Consider the following 25,501-nt stretch of genomic DNA (forward strand, 5'->3'; position numbering starts at 1 on the left):
ATCGAATGAAATTAACCGTTCTCGGCGGCGGCGGCGTGCGTTCCCCGTTCCTCGCCAAATCCATCGCCTATAACGCCCATCGCATCGGCATTACCGAAGTGGTGTTTATGGATACCGATGAGCGCCATCTGGCGATCTACGGCGCCCTCGCGCAGGGCGTATTCCAGCGCATTCGCGGCGACATTGCTTTCAGCCTCAGCAGCGATCCGCGCCAGGCGCTGCAAGACGCCGATTACATCATCACCACCCTGCGCATCGGCGGCGAGGAAGGCCGCATCCATGACGAGCGCATCGCGCTCAATCACCAGTTGCTCGGGCAAGAAACCACCGGCGCCGGCGGCTTCGCCATGGCGATGCGTTCAATTCCGGCGATCCTCGACTATTGCCGCCTGATCGAGCAGGTTTCCTCGCCGGCGGCGGTCTTGTTCAACTTCACCAATCCTTCCGGCATGGTGACCGAGGCGATCATCAAATCCGGCTTCCAGCGCCGGGTCTACGGCATCTGCGACGCCCCCAGCGAGTTTATCCGCGAACTGGCCGAGCTGCTGGACTGCCGCGAAGACCAACTGAGCGTCGACTGCTTCGGCCTCAACCATCTTTCCTGGTTCCGCAATGCGCGCGTCAACGGCGAGCCGGTCACGGAACAGTTGCTGGCGGATCCGCGCCTGTATCGCGATACCTGCATGAAATACTTCTCGCCGGAGCTGGTGGCGCTGTCGGACAATTTGATGCTCAACGAGTATCTCTACTATTACTACTACCGTGAGCAGGCGATCGCCGCCATCGTCGCGGGCGGCGAGACCCGCGGCGAACAAATCGCGGCGATCAACCGCCAAATGCTGTCAGAGTTAGGCGAGCTGGACATCCCCCACCAGTTGGAACACGCCTTCTCTGTCTACTTCAACCATTATCTGCAGCGCGAAAACTCCTACATGCAGCGCGAGTCCAACCAGGGCAAGGTGAAAAAACGTGAGATGCTGACGCTGCAACAGTTTATCGAGCAGCCGGACAGCGGCGGCTATGCCGGGGTGGCGATCGACATTCTGGAGGCGGTCAACAGCGGCCGGCAAAAACGCGTGGTGGTATCGATGCAAAACCGCGACTCGCTCGATTTTCTGCACCCGGAAGACGTGATCGAAATCAGCTGCGAATTGAGCAGCGCCGGTATTCAGCCGGTAAAAATGCGCGATATTCCCGACACCCAGAAAAACCTGATTTCGCAGGTGAAAGAGTACGAACGGCTGGCGGTGGCGGCGATCCTGACCGGCAACCGCCAACTGGCCATCAAGGCGCTGATGGTGCACCCGCTGGTCAACTCCTACTCGCTGGCGAAAACGCTGGTGGAGGAGTACCTGCTGGCCCACCGTCAGTATGCCAGGCACTGGCGCTAAACGGTGCGATGCGGCCGTCAGCGGCCGCGTCGTTCAAACCAGGCGGTGATCACATTCTCGAATCCCAACAGACAGTGGCCGAAAAATGGGTTGGGATAGTAGATATCGTGATCGTATTTTTGCCGATCCTCAAACAGAAAGGTCATATCGGCCTGCTGCGCCAGCGGGCTGTCGCCGTCGCCGCAGAAGGCCGCCAGCAGAATGTGATTACGCTTCACCGCCTCGCTCCAGCTCAGCGCCGAGCCGCTGTTGCCCGACTTTGAAATCACGATCACCATGTCGAAGCGAAAGCGCGTCTCGCGGTCAAGAATGTCGAAATCCGGCCACAGCGACAGGTAACTGTCTACGCCCAGCGTCATAAACTTGTTGTACATATACTGCGCCACCAGCTGTGAAAAACCGCTGCCGTGGATCAGGATCTTGCCGCTGTCGAGCAGATCGAGAAACTGCGCCTGCTGGGCCGGCGGTGCCGCCGACGTAGGGCGTTCCACCTGGTAGGCCGGCGCCATCGTCAGGTTGAACTTGATGAAATAGACCAGTTCGAGATAGCCGCGAAAGCCCAGCTTTTTAGCCAGCCGCACCAGCGTCGAGGGGGAACTGTAGCAGCGTGCGGACACCGCGCGGATGCCGTCGTCGATGCAGGCGTCCGGGTTGTCGAGAATGCAGTGCAAAATCGTCAGATCCGTCTTGCTGAGCTCCGCCTGGCTGAAGACCTGTTTGAAATTCATCGCCGCCCTCGTTTATTCGCCAAAATTATTGTTTCGCACGCGCTTCACCGCCTGTCCAGCGCGAGACACACAAATTGTGATGCGCTTTAAGCCGCCGAACCCCTTGATTTGCCAACGGGATAACCGCCTTTACCCACCCCGCCCCGGCCCCTATAATGGCCCCTTTCTGGGGTATGGCGCGGCCGAAAACGGCAGCCCATACGGGTTCGGCTCACTACTGCTGAAGGATACGCTGCATGAAAAAGTGGTCACATCTGCTCGCAGCCGGGATGATGGCGCTGAGTTTCTGCTCTGCAAACGCCTCTGACGGCAAGACACTGTACTTCTATAACTGGACTGAATACGTCCCGCCGGGGCTGCTGGAGCAGTTCACCAAGGAAACCGGCATCAAGGTGATCTATTCCACCTATGAATCCAACGAAAGCATGTACGCCAAGCTGAAAACCTACAAAGACGGCGCGTACGATCTGGTGGTGCCTTCCACTTACTTCATCGCCAAGATGAGCAAGGAAGGCATGCTGCAAAAAATCGACAAGAGCAAGCTCAGCCACTTCAAGGATCTCGATCCCACCCTGCTGAACAAGCCGTTCGATCCCAACAACGACTATTCCATTCCTTACATCTGGGGCGCTACTGCCATCGGCGTTAACAGCGACGCGCAAGATCCCTCTACCGTTACCGCCTGGGCCGATCTGTGGCAACCGCAGTACAAGGGCCGCCTGCTGTTGACTGACGACGCACGCGAAGTGTTCCAAATGGCGCTGCTCAAGCTGGGCTATTCCGGTAACACCACCGATCCGAAGGAGATCGAAGCTGCCTACCACGAACTGCAAAAATTGATGCCAAACGTGCTGGCCTTCAACTCCGACAACCCGGGCAACCCGTTTATGGAAGGGGAAGTCAACGTCGGCATGGTGTGGAACGGTTCGGCCTTTGTGGCGCGCCAGGCCGGCACGCCGCTGGAGATCGTCTGGCCGAAGGAAGGCGGGATCTTCTGGATGGACAGCCTGGCCATTCCGGCCAACGCGCGCAACGTCGAAGGGGCGCTGAAGCTGATCGACTTCCTGCTGCGGCCGGAAATCGCGGTGCAGGTGGCGGAGACCATCGGTTACCCGACGCCGAACCTGGCGGCGAAGAAGCTGCTGTCGCCGGAGATCGCCAACGATCCGTCTCTCTACCCGGATAAGACGGTGATTGAGCACGGCGAGTGGCAAAACGACGTCGGCGACGCCAGCACGCTGTACGAAAGCTACTTCCAAAAGTTGAAAGCCGGGCGCTAATACGCCCCGCCATCCCATCAGGGCGCGCAGTGCGCCCTGATGCCTTTCTCAGGGCCTGTCGGCCCGCGCCACCTTGCCCACCAGAAACTTGTGCACAAAACGCGGCACCACTTCACTGGCCAGACCGTAGTGTTTCTCGTCGAACTGGCTTTCCACCTGACTCGGCTCCAGGTTCAGCTCCATCGCATAGGCGCCGCCCAGCCGCGCCTCATGCACGAACCCGGCCGCCGGATAGACGTGGCCGGAAGTGCCGATGGCGACGAAGAAATCGGCCTTGCTCAGCGCCTGGTAGATGTCGTCCATGCCCAGCGGCATCTCGCCGAACCACACCACGTGCGGCCGCAGCGGCGCCGGGAACTGGCAGCAATGGCAACGATCGTCGACGCTGAGATCGCCGGGCCATTCGAACACCTGCCCCGACTGGGTGCAGCGCACCTTCAGCAATTCGCCGTGCATATGCAACACCCGCTTGCTGCCGGCGCGCTCATGCAGGTTATCGATGTTTTGCGTGACCAGCAGGAAGTTGTCCCCCAGCCACTCTTCCAGATCCGCCAGCGCGCGGTGCGCGGCGTTCGGGACGATCTCCTCCGTCTGCAGCTGACGGCGGCGTTCGTTGTAAAACGCCTGCACCAGCGCCGGATCGCGCTGGAAACCTTCCGGCGTGGCGACGTCCTCCACCCGGTGCTCTTCCCACAGCCCATCCGCGGCGCGGAAGGTGCGAATGCCCGACTCGGCCGAAATGCCGGCCCCGGTCAACACCACCACAAACGGCTTTTTCAGCTCGGCCGCCGCCATGGTGTCACGGTGAAAAATACGTGAACGAAAGCGCTGATGCAGCACATGCTTACTCTTGCGAAACTGACACAGCCGATGGCGAGTGTGCATTAACTCTCTCCTTACTTTTCCCTGTTTACCCTTCTTACTGGACGTTGCGGCGTTGTTGGCTGCATATATTCACGCCTGGCCGCAACGCCCATTACGTTGGGCGAGCCAAATTGAGAAACGCTGCGCCGCGCACGCCGCCGGCGTCGCCATAGCGCGCTTTCTCGATGCGCGGTAGCCGGGCCACCCGCAGCAGGTGAGCCGGCAGCCGCTGCGGCAACGCCTGATAAATGGCGTCGAAGTTCGACAACCCGCCGCCGATCACCACCAAATGCGGATCCAGCACCGTCAGCAGGTTGCCCAGGCAGATCGCCAGCACGTCCATAAAGCGGTCGACGTGGGCCACCGCCTGCGGCTCACCCGCCTGATAATGCGCAATGATCTCGGTGGCAGGCAAGCGCCGGCCATAGAAATGGGCGTACATCCATTCGAAACCGCGGCCCGATATGTAATTTTCGATGCAACCCTGATGGCCGCACCCGCAGGCAACGCGAGGCACATCACGCCCCAGCACCTCGAGCGCGTCCACCGGCAGGCGCAAATGGCCGAACTCGCCGGCGATATAGTTGCGCCCAGGCACCGTCTTGCCGTCGACGATCAGGCCGCCGCCTACGCCGGTGCCGAGGATGATGCCCAGCACCGTCGGGTAGCGGCGGAACTCGTCGTCCCAGGCTTCCGACAGCGTAAAGCAGTTGGCGTCGTTATCGACCCGCACCTCGCGCCCGATCAGCGCCGCCAGATCGCGCGGCAGCGGACGCCCCATCGCCGCCGGCACGTTGGCGGTAAACAGCGTGCCGTCATCGTCGTTGGGCAGGCCCGGAATACCGATGCCGACGCTGCCGCGCCGGCCGCAAAACGCATCCGCCTCCAGGGTCAGATCGCACAGCGTGGCCAGCAGTTGCCGATAATCGTCGCGCGGCGTCGGCACCCGCTTTTGCCAAATGCGCCGCAGGTTGTCGTCGAACACCCCCAGCTCAATCTTGGTGCCGCCCATATCGAAACCGTAGTACATAACCCATCCCCAGGCTAAAAAAACGGGGCGGCATCGCTGCCTCCCCGTGGGTTTTATTGTCCGCTCAGCACCCGCGCCGGATCGATGCGGCTGGCGCGCCTCGCCGGATACCAACTGGCCAGCAGGCTCAGCACGATGGCGGTCGCCAGCACGATCAGCACATCCAGCCAGTGCAGCTCGGAAGGCAGGAAGTCGATGAAGTAGATATCGCCCGACAGGAAGGAATGGCCGACCAGTTTCTCGATGCCCCGGATGATGTTGGTCAGCTGCAGCGAGGCGATCACCCCGATCACCACGCCGCTCAGGCTGCCCAGCAGCCCGGCCAGCAGCCCGTACCAGATGAAGATGGCGCGGATAAAACCGTCTTTGGCGCCCAGGGTACGCAGCACTGCGATGTCGGCGCTTTTGTCTTTCACCGCCATCACCAGCGTAGAGACAATGTTGAAGCAGGCTACGCCGATCACCAGCACCATCGCCAGGTACATGATGGCGCGGATCATCTGGATGTCGCGATACATATAGCCGTACTTGCCGATCCAGCTTTTGATGTAGATATAAGAATTGGTCACTTCGCCGGCGTCGCGCACCAGTTTGTTGGCGGCGAACACGTCGTTCATCTTGAGGGCGATGCCCGTGACGCTGTCACCCATGTCGAGATACTGCTGCGCATCGGCCAACGGCACCAGCGCCAGGCTGTGATCGAGCTGGCCGCTGAGCTGCAAAATGCCGGTCACATGCAGGCGAATGCGCTTCGGCTGCAGCAGCTTCATTTCCGGGTCGCTGTTGGGGATCATCACCGTGACATAGGCGCCCTGCTTGACGCCCAGCGCGTCGGCCACGCCCTTGCCGAGGATCACCTGCTGCTCGCCGGGCTTGAAGTTGGCCCAGGCGTCGCCCTGCACATACTGCGGCAGCGCGCTCAGCCGGCTCTCCTGCTGCGGATCAACGCCTTTGACTTCCACCGCGCGCAGCTGCGCGCCGTTTTCCATCAGGCCGGTAAAGTTGATGTACGGTGCGGCGGCCACAATGCCCGGCACCTTTTCCACCCGTTGCAGAATCGACGGCCAGCCGCTGAACGGCTGATTGACCGGTTCGAGTTCGCCATGCGGCACCACCGCCAGAATGCGGTTCTTCAGCTCGCGCTCAAAGCCGTTCATCGCGCTCAGGCCGACGATCAGCACCGCCACCCCCAACGCAATGCCAATGGTGGAGATAACCGAGATCAGCGACACCATGCCGCCGCGTTTACGGCCGCGGCTGAAACGCAGGGCCGTCAGGAAGGACAGTGAGGCTCCCGCCATTACTCGGCCCCCATCAGGGTCAGCTGCGCCTGCAGGTGGCCGTCGGCCATTTCCAGCTGGCGGCTCAGACGCTTGGCCAGCTGCAGATCGTGCGTCACCACCAGGAACGCGGTGCCCTGACGCACGTTCAGCTCGCCCAGCAGATCGAAGATGCTGTCCGCGGTGCGTTTATCCAGGTTACCGGTCGGTTCGTCCGCCAGCACCAGCGCCGGGTTGTTGACCAGCGCGCGGGCGATCGCTACGCGCTGACGCTCGCCGCCGGAAAGCTCGGACGGACGGTGTTTGCTGCGCTTTTCCAGCCCGACCGCCGCCAGCATCTCCCGCGCTTTCTCCTGCGCCTGCGCCGGTTTGGCGCCGCCGATCAGCAGCGGCATGGCGGCGTTTTCCAGCGCGGTGAAGTCCGGCAACAGGTGGTGGAACTGATAGATGAAGCCCAACTGGCGGTTGCGCAGCTCAGCCTTGGCCGCCGAAGACATGGCGTTCAGCGATTCGCCCTTGAAAATCACCTCGCCGGAGGTCGGTGAGTCCAACCCGCCCAGCAGGTGCAACAGGGTGCTCTTGCCGGAACCCGAGCTGCCGACGATCGCCATCATCTCGCCCTGCTGCATAGCAAAGCTGACGTTGCGCAGCACGTCGGTGTGCAGGTTGCCTTCCTGATAGGTCTTGCACAGGTTGTCACACTGCAACAAAAGATGGTTACTCATAACGTAAAGCCTCAGCGGGTTGTACGGCGGCAGCGCGCCATGAAGGATAAAGCGTGGACAACAGGGAAACCGCCATCGCCACCACGGCGATGATCGTCACCTGCAGCGGATCGACCGCCACCGGCAGCGAAGCGCCGTCGATCAAGGCGCCGAGGATCGGCATCAGGTTATTCAGGTTGGTGGCCAGCAGCACGCCGAGCAGCGTGCCGAGCAGCGAACCGATGATGCCGGCGCTGGCGCCCTGCACCATGAATACCGACATGATCTGGCGGCGGGTCAGCCCCTGGGTCTGCAGAATGGCAACCTCGCCCTGCTTCTCCATCACCAGCAGGCCGAGCGACGTAATGATGTTAAACGCCGCCACCGCCACGATCAGGCTGAGCAGCAGCCCCATCATGTTCTTCTCCATGCGCACCGCCTGGAACAGCTCGCCCTTGCGATCGCGCCAGTCTTTCCAGACGGTGCCCGCCGGCAGCGCCTGTTGGCTGAGGGTATCGACCGTCAGCGGCTGTTGCAGGAACAGGCGCCAGCCGGTGATGTTGCCGGCCGGGTAACGCATCAGGCGCGAGGCGTCCTGTTGGTTGACCAACAGCTGATAGCCGTCCACCTCGCTATTGGCATGGAAGGTGCCGATGAGGGTGAACAGGCGCTGGCTGGGGATGCGGCCCATCGGTGTGAACTGGCTGGCGCTCGGCACCATCACGCGCAGCGAATCGCCGCGCTTGACGCCCAGTTGCCCCGCCAGCTGTTCGCCGATGATGATGTTGTATTGGCCCGGCTGCAGCTGTTGCTGCTTGACGTTGACCAGATAGGGGGTTAGCGGATCGGCCTCGTCGGGATTGACGCCAAGCATTACCCCAACCGCCACGCTGCGGGCGCTTTGCAGCACCACATCACCGGTGGTCAGCGGCGCAACGCGCGTGACGCCCTGCAGCTTCTGCACCTCGGAGGCCGGCAGCAGCTGCGGGTTGACCGATCCCTGTGGACTGGTGACCAACGCCTGCGGCATCAGGCCGAGGATGTTGTTCTCCAGATCCTTTTCGAAACCGTTCATCACCGACAGCACGGTGACCAACGCCATCACCCCCAGCGTAATGCCGATGGTGGAAAGCCAGGAAACAAACCGCCCGAAGCGGTCTGAGGCTCGCCCGCGCATGTAGCGCAGGCCAATGAATAACGCGACAGGTTGATACATGAAATCCGTTTGATAGCCGTGGCTTAAGCAAAGTGATCATGGATAATAAAGGCTCTCCCTCGTTTAGGGAACACCCGACGGCCTTTTATTGCGTGGCGGCGAAGAGGGAGACGGCGGCAGCTTCGCGCGTTATTTATCCTCAGCCGCAAAAAACAGACGGCATTAACCGGTTAAATAACCGGCAGAAAATTGATGAGCAGCGCTTTTTGCTGTGTCAGTTTGCCGGCCGCTGGGCTACTATAAACAGCATAAAGGCGCTGGGTTATCCGTGCCGGGACGCCATCCAACACATTGATTAAAGATACCTGAATGAGCACTTCCGATAGCCGTAACCGTTCTTCATCCCCTCGTTATTCTCTGCCCGATCGCGCGGGCGATCTGCGCCAACTGGGGCAACTGACCGGCGCGGCCTGTGCCGTGGAATGCGCCGAGATCGTAGAACGCCACCCTGGCCCGGTGATGCTGATCGCGCCGGATATGCAAAACGCCCTGCGGCTGCGCGACGAGATCCAGCAGTTCACTGACCAGATGGTGACTACGCTGTCCGACTGGGAAACCCTGCCGTACGACAGCTTCTCGCCGCACCAGGAAATCATCTCAGATCGTTTGTCGAGCCTGTATCACCTGCCGACCATGGCGCGTGGTGTGATCATTCTGCCGGTCAACACCCTGATGCAGCGCGTCTGCCCGCACGAATTCCTGCACGGCCACGCGCTGGTGATGAAGAAAGGCCAGCGCCTGTCGCGCGACAAGCTGCGCGCGCAGTTGGAACAGGCCGGCTACCGCAGCGTCGATCAGGTGATGGAGCACGGCGAATTCGCCACCCGCGGCGCGCTGCTCGATCTTTACCCGATGGGCAGCGATGAGCCTTACCGCATCGACTTTTTCGATGACGAAATCGACAGTCTGCGTATCTTCGACGTCGATACCCAGCGTACGCTGAGCGAAGTCGAGGCCATCAATCTGTTGCCGGCCCACGAGTTCCCCACCGACAAGAACGCCATCGAGCTGTTCCGCAGCCAGTGGCGCGAGCAGTTTGAGGTGCGTCGCGACGCCGAACACATCTATCAGCAGGTCAGCAAAAGCGCCTGGCCCGCCGGTATCGAATACTGGCAGCCGCTGTTCTTCAGCCAGCCGCTGCCGTCGCTGTTCAGCTACCTGCCAGGCAATACGCTGATCGTCAACACCGGCGATCTGGAGGGCGCCGCCGAGCGCTTCTGGCAGGACGTCAACCAGCGTTACGAAAGCCGCCGCGTCGATCCGATGCGCCCGCTGCTGGCGCCGGATACGCTGTGGCTGCGCGTCGACGCACTGTTCGGCGAGCTGAAGGCCTGGCAGCGCATCGCGCTGAAAACCGATGAGCTGCCGGCCAAGGCCGGCAATACCAATCTGGACTACCATACCCTGCCCGATCTGGCGGTGCAGGCGCAGCATAAATCCCCGCTGGATAATCTGCGGCGCTTTATCGAAGGCTTCGACGGCAGCGTGATTTTCTCCGTCGAGAGCGAGGGGCGGCGTGAAACGCTGCAGGATCTGCTCGGCCGCATCAAGCTGGCGCCGGCGCTGATTCAGCGCCTCGATCAGGCGGAAACGGCGGGCCGTTACATGATGGTCGGCGCCGCCGAACACGGCTTCCTCGACGGCCTGCGCCGGCGGGCGCTGATCTGCGAAAGCGATCTGCTCGGTGAGCGCGTCAGCCGCCGCCGGCAGGACAACCGGCGCACCATCAACACCGATACCCTGATCCGCAACCTGGCGGAGCTGCATCCCGGCCAGCCGGTGGTGCACCTGGAACACGGCGTCGGCCGCTACGTCGGCCTGACCACGCTGGAGGCCGGCGGCATCAAGGCCGAGTACCTGATCCTCTCCTACGCCGGTGAGGACAAGCTGTACGTGCCGGTGTCATCGCTGCATCTGATCAGCCGCTACGCCGGCGGCGCGGACGAAAACGCCCCGCTGCACAAACTGGGCGGCGACGCCTGGACGCGCGCGCGGCAGAAAGCCGCCGAGCGGGTGCGCGACGTGGCGGCCGAGCTGCTGGATATTTACGCCCAGCGCGCCGCCAAGGCCGGTTTCGCCTTCAAACACAACCGCGAGCAGTACCAGCTGTTCTGCCAGAGCTTCCCGTTCGAAACCACGCCGGATCAGGAACAGGCGATCAACGCGGTGCTGAGCGACATGTGCCAGCCGCTGGCGATGGACCGCCTGGTGTGCGGCGACGTCGGCTTCGGCAAAACCGAAGTGGCGATGCGCGCCGCCTTCCTGGCGGTGGAAAACGGCAAGCAGGTGGCGGTGCTGGTGCCGACGACGCTGCTGGCGCAGCAGCACTTCGACAACTTCCGCGATCGCTTCGCCACCTGGCCGATCCGCATCGAGATGATGTCGCGCTTCCGCAGCGCCAAAGAGCAGCAACAGGTGCTGGACGACGCGGCCGAAGGCAAAGTGGACATCATCATCGGCACCCACAAACTGCTGCAGAGCGATCTGCGCTGGAAGGATTTGGGGCTGCTGATCGTCGATGAAGAGCACCGCTTTGGCGTGCGCCACAAGGAGCGCATCAAGGCGATGCGCGCCGATGTCGATATCCTGACGCTGACCGCCACGCCAATCCCGCGGACGCTGAACATGGCGATGAGCGGCATGCGCGATCTGTCGATCATCGCCACTCCGCCGGCGCGCCGCTTGGCGGTGAAGACCTTCGTGCGCGAATACGACAGCCTGGTGGTGCGCGAGGCGATCCTGCGCGAAGTGCTGCGCGGCGGCCAGGTTTACTACCTTTACAACGACGTGGAAAACATCGAGAAAGCGGCGCAGCGCCTGGCTGAACTGGTGCCTGAAGCGCGCATCGCCATCGGCCACGGCCAGATGCGTGAACGCGATCTGGAGCGGGTGATGAACGATTTCCACCACCAGCGCTTCAACGTGCTGGTGTGCACCACCATCATCGAAACCGGCATCGATATCCCCAGCGCCAACACCATCATCATCGAGCGGGCCGATCGCTTCGGCCTGGCGCAGCTGCATCAATTGCGCGGCCGCGTCGGGCGTTCGCACCACCAGGCTTACGCCTATCTGCTGACGCCAAACCCGAAAGCCATGGGCACCGACGCCCATAAACGGCTCGAGGCCATCGCGTCGCTGGAAGATCTCGGCGCCGGGTTCGCGCTGGCAACCCACGATCTGGAGATCCGCGGCGCCGGTGAGCTGCTGGGTGAAGACCAGAGCGGCCAAATGACCACCGTCGGTTTCTCGCTCTATATGGAACTGCTGGAAAGCGCCGTCGACGCGTTGAAAAACGGTCGCGAACCGTCGTTGGAAGATCTCACCAGCAGCCAGACCGAGGTAGAACTGCGCATGCCGACGCTGCTGCCGGAAGACTTCATTCCCGACGTCAATACCCGCCTGTCACTGTATAAGCGTATCGCCAGCGCGAAGAACGACGGTGAGCTTGACGAGTTGAAGGTCGAACTGATCGACCGCTTCGGCCAGCTGCCGGATGCGGCGCGCAACCTGTTGCAATGCGCGGCGCTGCGCCTGCATGCGCAGAGGCTGGGGATCAAACGCATCGAGAGCAACGAGCGCGGCGGCTTTATCGAGTTCGGCGACAACAACCGCGTTGACCCGGGTTATCTGATCGGCCTGTTGCAGGGCAATCCGCAGGTTTACCGCCTGGACGGCCCGAGTAAGCTGAAGTTCACGCTCGATCTGGCCGATCGCCAGAAACGCCTGACGTTCACCGAAGAGCTGCTGAACGCCTTCCGCGAACACACGCTGGCGGCCTAAGGCAACGCCCCCGTCGCTACGACGGGGGCGGCTTATCCGCGCGGAAAACCGGCGCCCAGTGGCGCCAGCTGCATCACGCGGCTGGTCACCACCCGGTTTTTGCCGCTGCGCTTCGCCTCGTACAACGCTTCGTCGGTCATGGCGATCGCCTTGTCCAACGTCATGCCAGGCAGATACAGCGACACGCCGATGGACATCGTGATGTGCGCTTCGTCGTGTGCATTCAGCAAGAACGTCGAACTTTCCACCGCGCTGCGAATGCGCTCCGCCACCCCGCCGATGACCTGCGGATCGTAGCTGGCGGTGATCACCATAAACTCCTCGCCACCGTAGCGCCCGACGAAGTCCTCGTTACGCACGCTGTTTTGCAGCAGCCGGCCGACGCTGGCCAGCAGCACGTCACCGGCCGGATGACCGTAGGTATCGTTGATGCTTTTAAAGTTATCCAAATCGAGGATCATCAGCCCGCACGGGCGGCGCTCGGCACGCTGCAGCATCAGCTGATAATCGACGCTGGCGCGGTTGTTGATGTGGGTCACACTGTCGGTCGTGGCACGCGCACGCATCGCGAAATAGGCGTAGATGTGGCGCTCTTTGAAATTCAGCGCATGATAGCAAATCGCCAGACAGAGCGCGGAAACCGCCTGGTACAGCAACACATCCGGCCACAGCCCGCTCATGTCCACCAGCAGCCACACCACCGCGATGCGATACAGCGCGATAATGCCGATCGTCAGGTAAAACGTCCGGTGGGATTTTTTCAGCCACACCTGCGACAGCAGCAGCGGCGCGATGATCGAGGCGATGAACAGGTTATCGACGGTGAAACCGCCGGTAAGCGCCATGGCGAACAGAAAACTCACCAGTCCGCTGACGCCGCCGCCGAAGAACGTCACCAGTATCATCGGGATCATCGCAAAGCTGTAATGTACCTTATCGGTCAACACCAGCCGATCCTGACTCAAATACAGCACCGCCACCCCGGCCAGCAGGCCGAACACGACGCGCTTCCACAGTGCGGAACGGTAGGAAAACGGGGCATTCTTGCTGAGAACGAAATAGCTTACCGACAGCGTGGCATAGGTGATGCAAGCGTCGCTGTAAAGGGTGGAAATGGACGCAATGTAAGTCATAAATAGTCAGCGCGCTCCTCGGGATCGCCAGGGGTAATGTAAAGACGTTGAATAACGCATCCCTGTCGTCTCCGCTTCGGCGGCGGCCATTTTACACAGTCTATTAATAGAGTAGCAGTTCTATCTTATCGCCAAGCCGTCTATCTCACGACGCACGCTTCAGGCTACTCTGTCCTTTGTATATCGGGGGAGAAACGCATGAATATCGACGATGAACTGCAGGCGCTCAGCGAACAGGAAGCGACGCTGGCCTTTACCCATTTTGACGCCACCACCGCCTGGGAGCTGGGCGCGGCGCTGAAAACCGCCGCCGAGCGACGCGGCCTGAGCATCGCCATCGAAATCCAACTGGCCGGGCAGACGCTGTTTTATTACGCCATGCCGGGCGCCACGCCGGACATCGCCGACTGGGTGCGGCGCAAGCGCAATCTGGTGAACCATTTTCACAAAAGTTCTTACGCCATCGGCCTGCGCCTGCAGCAGCGGCAAACGTCGCTGGAGGAGCGTTACGGGCTGAGCGTGCGCGACTATTCGGTGCACGGCGGCGCCTTCCCGCTCACCCTGACCGGCCTCGGCTGCGTCGGCAGCATCAGCATTTCCGGCGCGCCGCAGAAGGAAGATCACCAGCTGTTGGTAAGCACTTTAGCCCACTTTCTCGGCTTATCCCTACCCGCTCTGCACTAACCGCCAAAACCTTGATTATTCCTTTCTTTTTAAGCCGCAGAATCTGCGGCTTACTTACCTGTTAACGGCATTTAGCGCCGGATAAAACGACGACTCTCTGATTTCCTGTGCCAAATTGACGCAGGTCTGGTAATCCGCTGAACAAAAGGCGTATGGTATCTGTCACGTGACAAGACGGACCTCATCGGGCCCGCCATTCCTTTCACTTTTGAAGATTTGGTACGCACCGTAGATGAAAACGCATGAAATAAACAAAATTCGCCCCTTCAGCGCGCTGATAGACGCCTGCTGGCGGGAACCTTATAGTCTGGCGCGGTTGCTGAAAGACGCTATCGCCGGGGTGACGGTCGGCATTATCGCCATTCCGCTGGCGATGGCGCTGGCGATCGCCAGCGGCGTGCCGCCGCAGTACGGCCTGTATACCGCCGCCATCGCCGGCATCGTCATCGCCGTCAGCGGCGGTTCGCGCTACAGCGTCTCCGGCCCCACCGCCGCCTTCGTGGTGATCCTCTATCCGGTCTCGCAGCAGTTCGGCCTGGCCGGCCTGCTGGTCGCCACGCTGATCTCCGGGGTATTTCTGCTGCTGATGGGGCTGGCGCGCTTTGGCCGGCTGATCGAATACATTCCGCTGCCGGTGACGCTGGGCTTTACCTCCGGCATTGCCATCACCATCGCCACCATGCAGATCAAGGACTTTTTCGGCCTGCAGCTGGCGCACACGCCGGAAAATTACGTTGGCAAGCTGTACGCCCTGCTGCAGGCGCTGCCAACGCTGGATCTCGGCGATACCCTGATCGGCGCCGTGACGCTGCTGATCCTGATCTTCTGGCCCAAGCTCGGCCTGCGGGTGCCCGGCCACCTGCCGGCGCTGCTGGCGGGCACCGCGCTGATGGGGCTGCTGACGCTGTTTGACCACCCGGTGGCGACCATCGGTTCCCGCTTCAGCTACCTGCTGGCCGATGGCAGCAGCGGCCAGGGCATTCCGCCGATCCTGCCGCAGCTGCTGCTGCCCTGGGATCTGCCGGGCGGCGGCGGGCAGCCGTTCACTCTGAGTTGGCAAACCGTCTCCGCCCTGCTGCCGGCGGCGTTTTCGATGGCAATGCTCGGCGCGATCGAGTCACTGCTGTGCGCCGTGGTGCTCGACGGCATGACCGGCAAGAAGCATAACTCGAACAGCGAACTGATCGGCCAGGGCGCGGGCAACATCATCGCGCCGTTCTTCGGCGGCATCACCGCTACCGCCGCGATTGCCCGTTCGGCGGCCAACGTGCGCGCCGGTGCCACCTCACCGGTATCCGCCATCATCCACGCGCTGCTGGTGCTGTTGGCGCTGCTGGTGCTGGCGCCGTGGCTCTCTTATCTGCCGCTGGCGGCGATGGCGGCGCTGCTGTTGATGGTCGCCTGGAACATGAGTGAGGCCCACAAGGTGGTTTACCTGCTGCGCCGGGCGCCGAAGGACGACATTCTGGTGCTGCTGCTGTGCATGTCGCTGACGGTGCTGTTCGACATGGTGATCGCCATTACCGTGGGCATCGTGTTGGCGTCGCTGCTGTTTATGCGCCGCATCGCCCGCATGACGCGGCTGAGCGAGCTGAGTGCCGGCGACGGCCGCCTGGTGCTGCGGGTGAACGGCCCGCTGTTCTTCGCCGCCGCCGAGCGCATCTTTACCGAACTGCTGGCGCGCAGCGAAGGTTACCGCACGATCGTGCTGCAATGGGATGCGGTGCCGGTGCTCGACGCCGGCGGTCTGAGCGCCCTGCGTCGCTTTATCGACGTGCTGCCGGCGGACAAGAAACTGGTGATCACCGACGTGCCGTTCCAGCCGCTGAAAACCCTGGCGCGTGCGCGGGTGCAGCCGATCGAGGGCCGCTTGCAGTTCTACCCGACGCTGCCGGAAGCGCTGGCGGCCACCGGCGCTTAAACGTAAAAAAGCCCGACGAGTCGGGCTTTTTTTATGGCGACGAGCGCTTAGTTGCTGGTATCCAGCTCCGGGAAGCTCTTCACCAGGTCGTCGATGGCTTTCATCTGCGCCAGGAACGGCTCCAGCTTGTCCAACGGCAGCGCGGACGGGCCGTCGCACTTGGCGTTTTTCGGATCCGGGTGCGCTTCGAGGAACAGGCCGGCCAGGCCAACCGCCATACCGGCGCGCGCCAGCTCGGCCACCTGAGCACGACGGCCGCCGGACGCGGCGCCGAACGGATCGCGGGTCTGCAGTGCGTGGGTTACGTCGAAGATCACTGGATGACCACCGGTCACGTTTTTCATCACGTTGATGCCCAGCATGTCGACCACCAGGTTGTCATAGCCAAAGTTGCTGCCGCGATCGCACAGGATCACCTGGTCGTTGCCGCCTTCTTTGAACTTGTCGACGATATTGCCCATCTGCCCCGGGCTGACGAACTGTGGCTTCTTGACGTTGATCACCGCGCCGGTTTTCGCCATCGCTTCCACCAGATCGGTCTGACGCGCCAGGAAGGCCGGCAGCTGGATCACGTCCACCACTTCGGAAACCGGCTGCGCCTGTGCCGCTTCATGCACGTCGGTGATGATTTTCACGCCGAAGGTTTTTTTCAGCTCTTCGAAGATCTTCATCCCTTCTTCCAGGCCCGGACCGCGGTACGAGTGGATGGAAGAACGGTTGGCTTTGTCGAAAGAGGCTTTGAATACGTAAGGAATGCCCAGTTTTTGCGTCACGGTAACGTAGTGCTCGCAGATGCTCATCGCCAGATCGCGCGATTCCAGCACGTTCATACCGCCAAACAGCACAAACGGCAGATCGTTTGCTACGTCGATATCGCCAATGCTAACCACTTTCTGTTTCATGCTTTCGCCTTTGTTAAGGTTGTAACCGTCGCCTTGCAAACTGCACGGAGTCATTGAATTAATGCAGCGTCACCTGTTTCGGCTCAATCGAGTGGATCTGTACTTTGATCACTTCGCTGACCGGGTCTTCAGGACACTGCTCGACAAAATAGTTGAGATCGGAAATCGCGATATGGTTGCACTCCAACTGGGCGTAAATCAGCCCACGGTCGCGGATCTCGTACGGATCTTCCGGATCGAAGCACAGCACCGTTTCGCTGGTGCGCAGCGCCATTTCCAGCTGTTTTTCTTCCATCAGGGCAGCCTTCAGCGTATCCAGCATCTTGCGCACCACCATGATGTTCTCCGACTCGTCGAGGTCGTCGTCTTCCAGTTCGGCGCCCAGCCCCAGGTTGCCCTTGATCCACACTTCCAGCTGGTGCTCACTCAGGGTTTCACCGTTCAGCGGGTTGATCAGCCACAGCTCTTCGTCCAGCCAATCGGCACGCAGGATCAGCTGAGTGGGGAAAATCACCGGCAACAGCGGCAGATCCAGCGCGTTGGCGATGTGCAGGAAAATGGTGCCCAGCGAAACCGGCGTGCCCTGCCGCCCTTCCAGCACCTTGTCCAGCCAGATGGCGTCCGACAGGCGGTAAACGCCGCTGGCGCCGCCGAACCCCCAGGTCTTGTAGAACAGTTCGATGAGCGCATCCAGTTGCTGCTCCTGAGTGATATCGACCGGCACCGCCGCGCGCGCTTCATCCACCAGCTGTTGCAGCTTGCGCTCCACGTCGGCAGCGGGAAAATCGCGCCGCACCGACTGCGACACCAGGATCACCCCTTCGCTCAGCGGCGAGGTGTTAAATTCAAAATCAGCAATGCTACTCATAGGTATCCCATCAGAAACGGTATTTTCGTCGTGGCAAGTTTAATTATCAGATACAGACAGCCCAACGCCAGCACGAACGCCACGGTTCGCAGCCGCTGACTTTTGGTCTTCTTGCCCAATGCGACGTAGCCAAGCAGGATATAGATAATAACGCCAAACAGCTTCTCGGTCAGCCATGAGTCCATACCCAGCAGCGGATAAAACCCGAACGTCACCACCAGCGCGATGCCGCTGACGAACAGCAGCGTATCGTTCAGGTGCGGCGCTATCTTGACCCAGCGGCGGCCCATGATCGGCGAGCGGCGCCACTGCCAAAAGAAACGCAGCACAAACAAGGTAATACTGATGGCGACCGTCAGCAAATGGAAATGTTTCAACGCGGTGTATGCAGTCATGATGCTCCCTTAAATGGCTCGGGCGTCGTTATTATGAGAGGCGCTTACCCCGGCCATTGGCCGAGCGTCACGCGGTCGTTGTCGCCGTAATCACGGTGGGTGGCGACAGCGGAAAATCCGGCGGCCTGCAGCAGCGTGCGCACGCTCTCGCCCTGCTGCCAACCATGTTCCAACAGCAGCCAGCCCTGCGGCTGCAAATAGTGCGGCGCCTGGCGCACGATGGCGGCCAGATCCGCCAGCCCATGATCGGCGGCGACCAGCGCACTGCCGGGCTCGAAGCGCACGTCGCCCTGCGACAAATGCGGATCGGCGGCGTCGATATAAGGTGGATTACTGGCGATCAGTGCGAAGCGTTGCCCCGCCACCGGCGCAAACCAGCTGCCCTGTAGAAATCGGACGTTGTCGATCTTCAGCTTGCGCGCATTGTGCTGCGCCAGCGCAACCGCCTCTGGCTGCACATCGATGCCGATAGCCGAACAATCCGGGCGCTCACTGGCCAGCGCCAGCGCGATGGCGCCGGTGCCGGTGCCAAGATCGAGGAAATGGCAGGGTTGCGGCGGCAGGCGCGCCAGCGCCAGTTCCACCAGGCATTCGGTATCCGGGCGTGGGATCAGCGTCGCGGGTGAAACCGACAGCGGCAGCGACCAAAACTCGCGCTCGCCCACCAGATAGGCCACCGGCTCACCGCGTTCGCGGCGCGCCAGCAGCGTCTCCAGCTGCTGTTGCTGCGGCGGCGTCAGCAGGGTTTCGCCGAACGCCATCAGGAAGGTTCTGGCCTTGCCGGTCACGAAACCCAACAGGATTTCCGCGTCGCGCCGGGCGCTGTCGCTATGGATCAAACGCGCGGCGGCGGTTTTCAGCCAGTGTTGATAGTCCATCACTCTTGCTCGGCGGACAGCGCAGCCAGCTGATCGGCCTGATACTCCTGCACGATCGGCTGGATCAGCATGTCCAGTTTGCCTTCCATCACTTCGTCCAGACGGTAGAGCGTCAGGTTGATGCGGTGGTCGGTTACCCGCCCCTGCGGGAAGTTGTAAGTGCGGTTGCGGTCGGAACGGTCGCCGCTGCCCAGCAGGTTGCGGCGAGTGGACGCCTCGGCCTGCTGGCGCTTGGCCATCTCGGCGGCGCGAATGCGCGCGCCCAGCACCGACATCGCCTTGGCTTTGTTTTTGTGCTGCGAACGTTCGTCCTGGCACTCCACCACGATGCCGGTCGGCAGGTGGGTGATACGGATCGCCGAGTCGGTGGTGTTAACGTGCTGGCCACCGGCGCCGGAGGAGCGGAAGGTGTCGATTTTCAGGTCGCCCGGGTTGATGTCCGGCAGCTCGGCTTCCGGCACTTCCGGCATCACCGCCACGGTGCAGGCGGAGGTGTGGATGCGCCCCTGGGATTCGGTTTCCGGCACGCGCTGCACGCGGTGGCCGCCGGATTCAAACTTCAGCTGACCGTACACACCGTCGCCGGAAACTTTGGCAATCACTTCTTTGAAGCCGCCGTGTTCACCTTCGTTGGCGCTCATCATCTCGACGCGCCAGCGGCGGCTTTCCGCATAGCGGCTGTACATGCGGAACAGATCGCCGGCGAAGATCGCCGCCTCATCGCCGCCGGTGCCGGCGCGCACTTCGAGGAAGCAGCTGCGCTCATCGTCCGGATCTTTCGGCAGCAGCAACACCTGAAGCTGCTGTTCCAGCTCTTCGCTGGCCGCCCGCGCCTGTTTTAGCTCTTCCTGCGCCATCTCGCGCATTTCCGGATCGTCCAGCATCATTTCCGCCGTCTCCAGATCCTCCTGCACCTGACGCCATTCCAGGAAGCAGCGGCTGACGTCGGTCAGCTGCGCGTATTCTCGCGACAGCGCGCGGAACCGGTCTTGGTCGGCGATGACGCCGGCATCGCCGAGCAGCGCCTGCACTTCTTCATGGCGCTCTTGTAACGCTTCCAGTTTGGCAACAATAGAAGGCTTCATGCGTGGTAATAAACCCTGTTAATAGAGAAAACTAATGCTGATCCAGCCCGAGGCTGTCGCGTAATAACTGCAACCGCTCCACGTCGCCGTCGCCGGCGGCCTGCTGGAGGGATTTGGTGGGGGCATGAATAAGACGGTTGGTCAGTTTATGGGCCAGCTCGTGAATAACCTGCTCCACGTTGGCACCCTGCGCGATGGCGGCCAGCGCTTTGGCCTCCATCTCTGCGCGAATTTGGTCGGCCTGCGAACGGTAGTCGCGGATGGTTTCCACCGCGCCCTGCGAGCGCAGCCAGGCCATGAAGTTGGTGCTTTCCTGCTGCACGATCGACTCCGCCTGCACCGCCGCCGCTTTGCGCTGCGCCAGGTTGCTTTGAATGATGGCGTGCAGATCGTCCACGCTGTACAGATAGGCGTTGGCCAGTTTGCCGACTTCCGGCTCGATATCGCGCGGTACGGCGATATCCACCAGCAGCATCGGCTGGTTGCGGCGCGCCTTCAGCGCGCGTTCCACCATCCCCTTGCCGATGATCGGCAGCGGGCTGGCGGTGGAACTGATGATGATGTCGGCGTCCGCCAGGCGTTCGTCGATCTCCGGCAGGGTGATCACTTCCGCGCCCACCTCGTCCGCCAGCAGCTGCGCGCGCTCGCGGGTGCGGTTGGCGATGATCATGTGCCGCACTTTGTGCTCGCGCAGGTGGCGCGCCACCAGCTCGATGGTTTCACCGGCGCCCACCAGCAAGACGTTGAGATCGGCCAGCGATTCGAAGATCTGCCGCGCCAGGGTGCAGGCGGCAAACGCCACGGAGACCGCGCTGGCGCCGATGTCGGTTTCGGTGCGCACGCGCTTGGCGACGGAGAAGGATTTCTGGAACAGGCGCTCCAGCTCGCCGGACAGCGACTGGCCGCGTTGCGACTCGGCGAAGGCCTTTTTCACCTGGCCGAGGATCTGCGGTTCGCCCAGTACCAGTGAGTCCAACCCGCTGGCCACCCGCATCAGATGGCTGACTGCGTCGTTGCCCTGATGCCAGTACAGGCTTTTCTTCACCTCTTCCGGGCGCAGGTTGTGGTACGCGCACAGCCAGGCGACCAGCTGCTCGTGCATGTGTTCCTGCTGCTCCACGCTGAGATACAGCTCGGTGCGGTTGCAGGTGGACAACACGACGCCGCCCTGCACCAACGGTTGTTGGAGCAAGCTGGTCAGCGCCTCATCGATGGACTCTGGCGAGAAGGTCACCCTTTCACGCAGAGAAACCGGAGCGGTTTTGTGATTTATACCTAACGCCAGCAGGGTCATTGCTTCGAGTAATACTTCTGTTGGTACGGGTTCTCGTTGAACGGCATTCTACTTGATGCGCAGGATCAATAAAAGTAACAACCGCATCTTCCGTTCAATCGTTGCCATAGACGGCATCAATCGATGAATAACCAATAAATACAGTGAGATGATTTATAATTTGACGACATAACATACTGAATTTTAGCGCAAGATGTGATATCCCGCGCAGGATTCGGTAAAACCTGCAGGTTATCCGCTTATAATCCGCGCGTTTACCAACCCAGCGTGCCGCAACGGTAGGAGGGATCCAGGATAAAAGAGACCTGCTGGCAAAAAACCTGCTTGGCCTGAAAATAAAAAAATACCGCACCGGCAAAGCACAGAAGCGAAATGATTATCCGCACCGCTATCTTCATTCGATTATTTCCCGCAACAAAAACCCCCGGCAGCATACCGAGACAAACATCAACCAAACGCTAACGGCGGCCCCCTGCCGTAACGAAAATTGTTGCGCCCGGGCAGCGCTACGAAACGATTGTGTTAATCTTAATGCCGACCCCGACGCGCGCGCCGGTTGGCATTGCGCCGGTAAAAGCGGCAAGATTCAACGCGATGCAGCAAAAAATTGACGCGTCGCCGCCGCCCCGTTAGCGTGAGCGCTGAATCCGGGTTTCGTCGCGCATGCCCGCAAGGACAAAAGGACAAGAGAAAGTTATGCCAATACGCAAAGTTAGTTTGCTCCGTCTGATCCCGCTGGCCAGCCTGGTGCTGGCCGCCTGTACCACCACCAAGCCGACCGGCCCGGCCACCAGCCCGACCTCACCGCAGTGGCGCGCCCATGAGCAGGCGGTGCAGCAGCTCAGCACCTATCAGACCCGCGGCTCCTTCGCCTACTTGTCTGATCAGAAAAAAGTCTACGCCCGCTTCTTCTGGCAGCAGTTCTCGCCGGAGCGCTACCGCCTGCTGTTGACCAACCCGCTGGGCAGCACGGAAATGGATCTCAACGTGCAGAAAAACGTGGTGCAGCTGACCGACAACCAGGGCAAACGCTACGTCAGCGACAACCCGGAGGAGATGATCCGCAAGCTGACCGGCATGGCGATCCCGCTGAACAACCTGCGCCAGTGGATGCTCGGCCTGCCGGGCGAAGCCAACGATTTTGCGCTGGACGATCAATATCGCCTGAACAAGCTGACCTATCAGCAAGGCGGCCAGACCTGGAAGGTGGATTACCAGGGCTACAGCAACGACGTGCAGCCGACGCTGCCGAACCGTCTGGAGCTGCAGCAGGGCGACCAGCGCATCAAGCTGAAGATGGATAACTGGACGCTCAAATGATCCGCCAGTGGCCCTCCCCCGCGAAACTCAACCTGTTTTTGTACATCACCGGCCGTCGTGAAGACGGCTATCACCTGTTGCAGACGCTGTTCCAGTTTTTGGACTACGGCGACACCCTGACCATTGACCCGCGCCAGGACGACCGCATTCATCTGCTGACGCCGGTCGACGGCGTGCCGGACGAGCAGAACCTGATCGTGCGCGCCGCCCGCCTGCTGCAGCGCTATTGCGATGAACGCGGCCTGCAAACCGCGCCGCGCGGCGCCGACATCAGCATCGACAAGCGCCTGCCGATGGGCGGCGGCCTGGGCGGCGGCTCCTCCAACGCCGCCACCGTGCTGGTGGCGCTGAACGAACTGTGGCGCTGCGGTCTTGGCGACGACCAACTGGCAGAGTTGGGGCTTAGCCTCGGCGCCGACGTGCCGGTGTTCGTGCGCGGCCACGCCGCCTTCGCCGAAGGCATCGGCGAGCGCCTGCAGCCGGCCGAGCCGCAGGAAAAGTGGTATCTGGTGGCACATCCCGGCGTCGGCATCCCGACACCGGTTATCTTCGGTGACCCCGAATTGAAAAGAGACACCCCGGTTTGCTCCTTAAGTGAGCTGTTGCAGGCGCCGTACGCAAATGATTGCGAACCGATCGCAAGAAAACGTTTTCGCGAGGTTGAACAGCTTCTTTCATGGCTGTTAGAATACGCCCCGTCACGCCTGACTGGCACAGGTGCTTGTGTGTTTGCTGAGTTCGACACAGAAATCGCCGCCCGCCAGGTGTTAAATCAAGCCCCGGAGTGGTTGTGTGGTTTTGTAGCGCGCGGCGTTAACGTCTCCCCACTACATCGCATTCGTTCCGGGCGGTTTGAGTCGTAGCTCAACGTTTCGCTGCGCAGGGTCATGCACACCTGGCCCTGTTATCCCTGCGCTGCCTGCGGTCTCAATTTTAGTTTTACATACCCGTATGTATATTGCGCCGGCGTCGCCGACTGCCCCTTGGCGATGTCGTATGACAATATCTTCTCTGGACGCAAGCCTGAGGTTCTTCTCGTGCCTGATATGAAGCTTTTTGCTGGTAACGCCACCCCGGAACTAGCACAACGTATTGCCAACCGTTTGTACACCAGCCTTGGTGACGCCGCTGTAGGTCGTTTTAGCGACGGCGAAGTGAGCGTGCAAATCAACGAAAATGTACGCGGCGGTGATATTTTCATCATCCAGTCCACCTGTGCCCCGACCAACGACAACCTGATGGAACTGGTTGTGATGGTCGACGCCCTGCGTCGCGCCTCCGCAGGTCGTATTACCGCCGTTATCCCTTACTTCGGCTATGCACGCCAGGATCGCCGCGTGCGTTCCGCGCGCGTGCCAATCACTGCCAAGGTGGTTGCCGATTTCCTCTCCAGCGTGGGGGTTGACCGCGTTCTGACGGTGGATCTGCATGCTGAACAGATTCAAGGCTTCTTCGACGTACCGGTAGACAACGTGTTCGGCAGCCCGATCCTGCTGGAAGACATGCTGCAGCAGAACCTGGAAAACCCAATCGTGGTTTCCCCGGACATCGGCGGCGTCGTGCGTGCCCGCGCCATCGCTAAACTGCTGAATGATACCGATATGGCCATCATCGACAAACGCCGCCCGCGTGCGAACGTGTCTCAGGTGATGCATATCATCGGTGACGTGGCAGGCCGCGACTGCGTGCTGGTCGACGACATGATCGACACCGGCGGTACCTTGTGTAAAGCGGCTGAAGCGTTGAAGGAACGCGGTGCCAAGCGCGTATTCGCCTACGCGACGCACCCGATCTTCTCTGGCAACGCCGTGGACAACATCAAGAACTCGGTGATTGATGAAGTGATCGTCTGCGACACCATTCCGCTGTCGCCGGAAATCAAGGCACTGAAAAACGTTCGCACTCTGACCCTGTCCGGCATGCTGGCTGAAGCCATCCGCCGCATCAGCAACGAAGAGTCGATCTCTGCGATGTTCGAGCATTGATTCGTCGTCTTTCCGGTGCGGCGCCCACCGTGCCGGAAAGATAGCGAGCCCGACAGCAGAAAAAGAAAAACCCGTTGGTGCGTGAGCAACAACGGGTTTTCTACTCGTAGTCCAACATGACCTCAGACCTTAATGCATGGCAGATATTCCCTTGCCCTGCTCTCGCTTCCCTTCTGATTTTTTAATCAATGTGACGAACGATGTTGGTCGTTACGGCACCGTTTATCAAAGTGTTTTACCCACCAGTAGCGATCCGCTACCTGCTCGCGACCGCCGATACGCGCGCCTACCAGCCACAACAGCGCGCCGACGAAGATGCTCATGATGGCGCCGTGGGCGAAAAATTGCGGTAAATCGAACTGGGATACTTCAGCAATAATGGAGTATCCGACGCCACCGATCATCACGACCAGGCCCAGCCCCATAAAAAAGTTGCCCATTCTGTCCGCGTTTCTACGTTTCATATGCCACCTCCATGATTGCCATGTGCCAACCGGGATAACGCTGCAACTTGTTAACCCACTTTGATAAGTTAAGTATAGTCCTTGTGGCGGCAAGGGGATTGCGGAGGCGATCACAAATGGTAAAGAATTATTGACACTTCTTAACGCGCCGCTGAAAATTAGCGGACAAATTGAATTATTCAGCTAATGAATCACTCGTCTTTCTTACCTAAGGCGACGGCGGAGATCGGATTTTGTCATTCGCCGTCCCGGCAGGTAGACTAAGGCCCTTTCCATTATCCTGATCATAGCGAATC

The 25,501-nt window shown here is 60.9% G+C and carries 23 protein-coding genes; 9 read left to right on the plus strand and 14 right to left on the minus strand.

What is annotated here, in order from left to right:
- The first annotated feature begins 5 nt into the window (after positions 1-5).
- On the plus strand, positions 6-1,391 hold the full coding sequence (locus RE418_RS20775; RefSeq protein WP_089180805.1) for a glycoside hydrolase: 1,386 nt from the start codon (positions 6-8) through the stop codon (positions 1,389-1,391).
- 17 nt (positions 1,392-1,408) lie between these two features.
- Here RE418_RS20775 and RE418_RS20780 read toward each other — a convergent pair whose 3' ends face one another.
- Positions 1,409-2,119: a MurR/RpiR family transcriptional regulator gene (locus RE418_RS20780; protein ID WP_025302506.1), complete on the minus strand. Its 711-nt coding sequence runs from the start codon at positions 2,117-2,119 to the stop codon at positions 1,409-1,411.
- Positions 2,120-2,355: 236 nt separating this feature from the next.
- Between RE418_RS20780 and potD the strand changes: the two genes are divergently transcribed.
- Positions 2,356-3,399, plus strand: a complete 1,044-nt coding sequence (gene potD / locus RE418_RS20785) for a spermidine/putrescine ABC transporter substrate-binding protein PotD (protein ID WP_049207158.1) — start codon at positions 2,356-2,358, stop codon at positions 3,397-3,399.
- Positions 3,400-3,447: 48 nt separating this feature from the next.
- Here the strand turns inward: potD and cobB are convergent, their stop codons facing one another.
- The 5 genes from cobB to lolC all read right to left on the minus strand — a co-directional run bounded on the left by cobB (position 3,448) and on the right by lolC (position 8,493).
- Entirely contained in the window at positions 3,448-4,284 is an 837-nt protein-coding gene (gene cobB, locus RE418_RS20790; protein WP_016928086.1) for a Sir2 family NAD+-dependent deacetylase, read from the minus strand.
- 91 nt (positions 4,285-4,375) lie between these two features.
- The gene (gene nagK / locus RE418_RS20795; protein ID WP_089180804.1) at positions 4,376-5,293 is read right to left on the minus strand and encodes an N-acetylglucosamine kinase; all 918 of its coding nucleotides are present in this window, start codon (positions 5,291-5,293) and stop codon (positions 4,376-4,378) included.
- A gap of 53 nt (positions 5,294-5,346) precedes the next feature.
- Positions 5,347-6,594: a lipoprotein-releasing ABC transporter permease subunit LolE gene (lolE, locus tag RE418_RS20800; protein WP_025302503.1), complete on the minus strand. Its 1,248-nt coding sequence runs from the start codon at positions 6,592-6,594 to the stop codon at positions 5,347-5,349.
- Entirely contained in the window at positions 6,594-7,298 is a 705-nt protein-coding gene (gene lolD, locus RE418_RS20805) for a lipoprotein-releasing ABC transporter ATP-binding protein LolD (protein ID WP_004941120.1), read from the minus strand. Before lolD ends, lolE begins: the two co-directional genes overlap by 1 nt.
- Entirely contained in the window at positions 7,291-8,493 is a 1,203-nt protein-coding gene (lolC, locus tag RE418_RS20810; protein WP_089180803.1) for a lipoprotein-releasing ABC transporter permease subunit LolC, read from the minus strand. Before lolC ends, lolD begins: the two co-directional genes overlap by 8 nt.
- Positions 8,494-8,531: 38 nt before the next feature.
- Between lolC and RE418_RS20815 the strand changes: the two genes are divergently transcribed.
- Together RE418_RS20815 and mfd are read left to right on the plus strand one after the other, a co-directional pair.
- Entirely contained in the window at positions 8,532-8,792 is a 261-nt protein-coding gene (locus RE418_RS20815) for a hypothetical protein (protein ID WP_016928090.1), read from the plus strand.
- Between the two features lie 10 nt (positions 8,793-8,802).
- Complete coding sequence (gene mfd / locus RE418_RS20820; protein WP_089180802.1) at positions 8,803-12,276, plus strand: transcription-repair coupling factor; 3,474 nt, start codon at positions 8,803-8,805, stop codon at positions 12,274-12,276.
- 32 nt (positions 12,277-12,308) lie between these two features.
- On the opposite strand, the gene RE418_RS20825 is transcribed toward mfd, so the two are convergent.
- Complete coding sequence (locus RE418_RS20825; protein ID WP_043141520.1) at positions 12,309-13,409, minus strand: GGDEF domain-containing protein; 1,101 nt, start codon at positions 13,407-13,409, stop codon at positions 12,309-12,311.
- Between the two features lie 198 nt (positions 13,410-13,607).
- Between RE418_RS20825 and RE418_RS20830 the strand changes: the two genes are divergently transcribed.
- Together RE418_RS20830 and dauA are read left to right on the plus strand one after the other, a co-directional pair.
- Positions 13,608-14,093 carry a heme-degrading domain-containing protein gene (locus RE418_RS20830; RefSeq protein ID WP_025302499.1) on the plus strand — a complete coding sequence of 162 codons (486 nt, stop codon included), beginning with the start codon at positions 13,608-13,610 and terminating at the stop codon, positions 14,091-14,093.
- A 232-nt stretch (positions 14,094-14,325) separates the two neighbouring features.
- A complete protein-coding gene (gene dauA, locus RE418_RS20835) occupies positions 14,326-16,014 on the plus strand; it encodes a C4-dicarboxylic acid transporter DauA (RefSeq protein WP_089180801.1) in 1,689 nt (562 codons plus the stop codon).
- A gap of 47 nt (positions 16,015-16,061) precedes the next feature.
- Here the strand turns inward: dauA and kdsA are convergent, their stop codons facing one another.
- From kdsA to hemA, 6 genes are read right to left on the minus strand one after another with little or no spacing between them, the layout of a single operon-like run.
- The gene (gene kdsA, locus RE418_RS20840) at positions 16,062-16,916 is read right to left on the minus strand and encodes a 3-deoxy-8-phosphooctulonate synthase (protein WP_038872048.1); all 855 of its coding nucleotides are present in this window, start codon (positions 16,914-16,916) and stop codon (positions 16,062-16,064) included.
- Between the two features lie 58 nt (positions 16,917-16,974).
- Complete coding sequence (gene sirB1 / locus RE418_RS20845; RefSeq protein WP_016928096.1) at positions 16,975-17,784, minus strand: invasion regulator SirB1; 810 nt, start codon at positions 17,782-17,784, stop codon at positions 16,975-16,977.
- Positions 17,781-18,182, minus strand: a complete 402-nt coding sequence (locus RE418_RS20850; RefSeq protein WP_171455054.1) for a SirB2 family protein — start codon at positions 18,180-18,182, stop codon at positions 17,781-17,783. Before RE418_RS20850 ends, sirB1 begins: the two co-directional genes overlap by 4 nt.
- A gap of 41 nt (positions 18,183-18,223) precedes the next feature.
- The gene (gene prmC, locus RE418_RS20855) at positions 18,224-19,057 is read right to left on the minus strand and encodes a peptide chain release factor N(5)-glutamine methyltransferase (RefSeq protein WP_089180800.1); all 834 of its coding nucleotides are present in this window, start codon (positions 19,055-19,057) and stop codon (positions 18,224-18,226) included.
- Positions 19,057-20,142: a peptide chain release factor 1 gene (gene prfA, locus RE418_RS20860; RefSeq protein WP_089180799.1), complete on the minus strand. Its 1,086-nt coding sequence runs from the start codon at positions 20,140-20,142 to the stop codon at positions 19,057-19,059. The genes prmC and prfA overlap by 1 nt, the downstream gene beginning before the upstream one ends.
- A 31-nt stretch (positions 20,143-20,173) precedes the next feature.
- Complete coding sequence (hemA, locus tag RE418_RS20865) at positions 20,174-21,436, minus strand: glutamyl-tRNA reductase (protein WP_033638164.1); 1,263 nt, start codon at positions 21,434-21,436, stop codon at positions 20,174-20,176.
- 696 nt (positions 21,437-22,132) lie between these two features.
- Here hemA and lolB point away from each other — a divergent pair.
- From lolB to prs, 3 genes are all read left to right on the plus strand, one after another.
- The gene (gene lolB, locus RE418_RS20870; RefSeq protein ID WP_043141534.1) at positions 22,133-22,756 is read left to right on the plus strand and encodes a lipoprotein insertase outer membrane protein LolB; all 624 of its coding nucleotides are present in this window, start codon (positions 22,133-22,135) and stop codon (positions 22,754-22,756) included.
- Complete coding sequence (gene ispE, locus RE418_RS20875) at positions 22,753-23,619, plus strand: 4-(cytidine 5'-diphospho)-2-C-methyl-D-erythritol kinase (RefSeq protein ID WP_089180798.1); 867 nt, start codon at positions 22,753-22,755, stop codon at positions 23,617-23,619. Before lolB ends, ispE begins: the two co-directional genes overlap by 4 nt.
- Before the next feature lie 174 nt (positions 23,620-23,793).
- A complete protein-coding gene (gene prs / locus RE418_RS20880; RefSeq protein ID WP_004941061.1) occupies positions 23,794-24,741 on the plus strand; it encodes a ribose-phosphate diphosphokinase in 948 nt (315 codons plus the stop codon).
- A gap of 185 nt (positions 24,742-24,926) precedes the next feature.
- Here the strand turns inward: prs and ychH are convergent, their stop codons facing one another.
- Positions 24,927-25,205: a stress-induced protein YchH gene (gene ychH / locus RE418_RS20885; RefSeq protein WP_025160276.1), complete on the minus strand. Its 279-nt coding sequence runs from the start codon at positions 25,203-25,205 to the stop codon at positions 24,927-24,929.
- Positions 25,206-25,501: the final 296 nt, after the last annotated feature.

The sequence above is a fragment of the Serratia sp. szju genome (assembly GCF_044594185.1).
Taxonomy (GTDB): domain Bacteria; phylum Pseudomonadota; class Gammaproteobacteria; order Enterobacterales; family Enterobacteriaceae; genus Serratia; species Serratia bockelmannii.

What these genes read in the sequence shown, in the direction of transcription:
- kdsA (WP_038872048.1), bottom strand. Translation starts at nt 16,916, where the DNA reads ATGAAACAGAAAGTGGTTAGCATTGGCGATATCGACGTAGCAAACGAT.
- RE418_RS20780 (WP_025302506.1), bottom strand. Translation starts at nt 2,119, where the DNA reads ATGAATTTCAAACAGGTCTTCAGCCAGGCGGAGCTCAGCAAGACGGAT.
- RE418_RS20830 (WP_025302499.1), top strand. Translation starts at nt 13,608, where the DNA reads ATGAATATCGACGATGAACTGCAGGCGCTCAGCGAACAGGAAGCGACG.
- potD (WP_049207158.1), top strand. Translation starts at nt 2,356, where the DNA reads ATGAAAAAGTGGTCACATCTGCTCGCAGCCGGGATGATGGCGCTGAGT.
- mfd (WP_089180802.1), top strand. Translation starts at nt 8,803, where the DNA reads ATGAGCACTTCCGATAGCCGTAACCGTTCTTCATCCCCTCGTTATTCT.
- dauA (WP_089180801.1), top strand. Translation starts at nt 14,326, where the DNA reads ATGAAAACGCATGAAATAAACAAAATTCGCCCCTTCAGCGCGCTGATA.
- ychH (WP_025160276.1), bottom strand. Translation starts at nt 25,205, where the DNA reads ATGAAACGTAGAAACGCGGACAGAATGGGCAACTTTTTTATGGGGCTG.
- hemA (WP_033638164.1), bottom strand. Translation starts at nt 21,436, where the DNA reads ATGACCCTGCTGGCGTTAGGTATAAATCACAAAACCGCTCCGGTTTCT.
- RE418_RS20775 (WP_089180805.1), top strand. Translation starts at nt 6, where the DNA reads ATGAAATTAACCGTTCTCGGCGGCGGCGGCGTGCGTTCCCCGTTCCTC.
- nagK (WP_089180804.1), bottom strand. Translation starts at nt 5,293, where the DNA reads ATGTACTACGGTTTCGATATGGGCGGCACCAAGATTGAGCTGGGGGTG.
- lolD (WP_004941120.1), bottom strand. Translation starts at nt 7,298, where the DNA reads ATGAGTAACCATCTTTTGTTGCAGTGTGACAACCTGTGCAAGACCTAT.
- ispE (WP_089180798.1), top strand. Translation starts at nt 22,753, where the DNA reads ATGATCCGCCAGTGGCCCTCCCCCGCGAAACTCAACCTGTTTTTGTAC.
- prfA (WP_089180799.1), bottom strand. Translation starts at nt 20,142, where the DNA reads ATGAAGCCTTCTATTGTTGCCAAACTGGAAGCGTTACAAGAGCGCCAT.
- RE418_RS20825 (WP_043141520.1), bottom strand. Translation starts at nt 13,409, where the DNA reads ATGACTTACATTGCGTCCATTTCCACCCTTTACAGCGACGCTTGCATC.
- cobB (WP_016928086.1), bottom strand. Translation starts at nt 4,284, where the DNA reads ATGCACACTCGCCATCGGCTGTGTCAGTTTCGCAAGAGTAAGCATGTG.
- lolC (WP_089180803.1), bottom strand. Translation starts at nt 8,493, where the DNA reads ATGTATCAACCTGTCGCGTTATTCATTGGCCTGCGCTACATGCGCGGG.
- sirB1 (WP_016928096.1), bottom strand. Translation starts at nt 17,784, where the DNA reads ATGAGTAGCATTGCTGATTTTGAATTTAACACCTCGCCGCTGAGCGAA.
- RE418_RS20815 (WP_016928090.1), top strand. Translation starts at nt 8,532, where the DNA reads ATGGATAATAAAGGCTCTCCCTCGTTTAGGGAACACCCGACGGCCTTT.
- lolB (WP_043141534.1), top strand. Translation starts at nt 22,133, where the DNA reads ATGCCAATACGCAAAGTTAGTTTGCTCCGTCTGATCCCGCTGGCCAGC.
- lolE (WP_025302503.1), bottom strand. Translation starts at nt 6,594, where the DNA reads ATGGCGGGAGCCTCACTGTCCTTCCTGACGGCCCTGCGTTTCAGCCGC.
- prmC (WP_089180800.1), bottom strand. Translation starts at nt 19,057, where the DNA reads ATGGACTATCAACACTGGCTGAAAACCGCCGCCGCGCGTTTGATCCAT.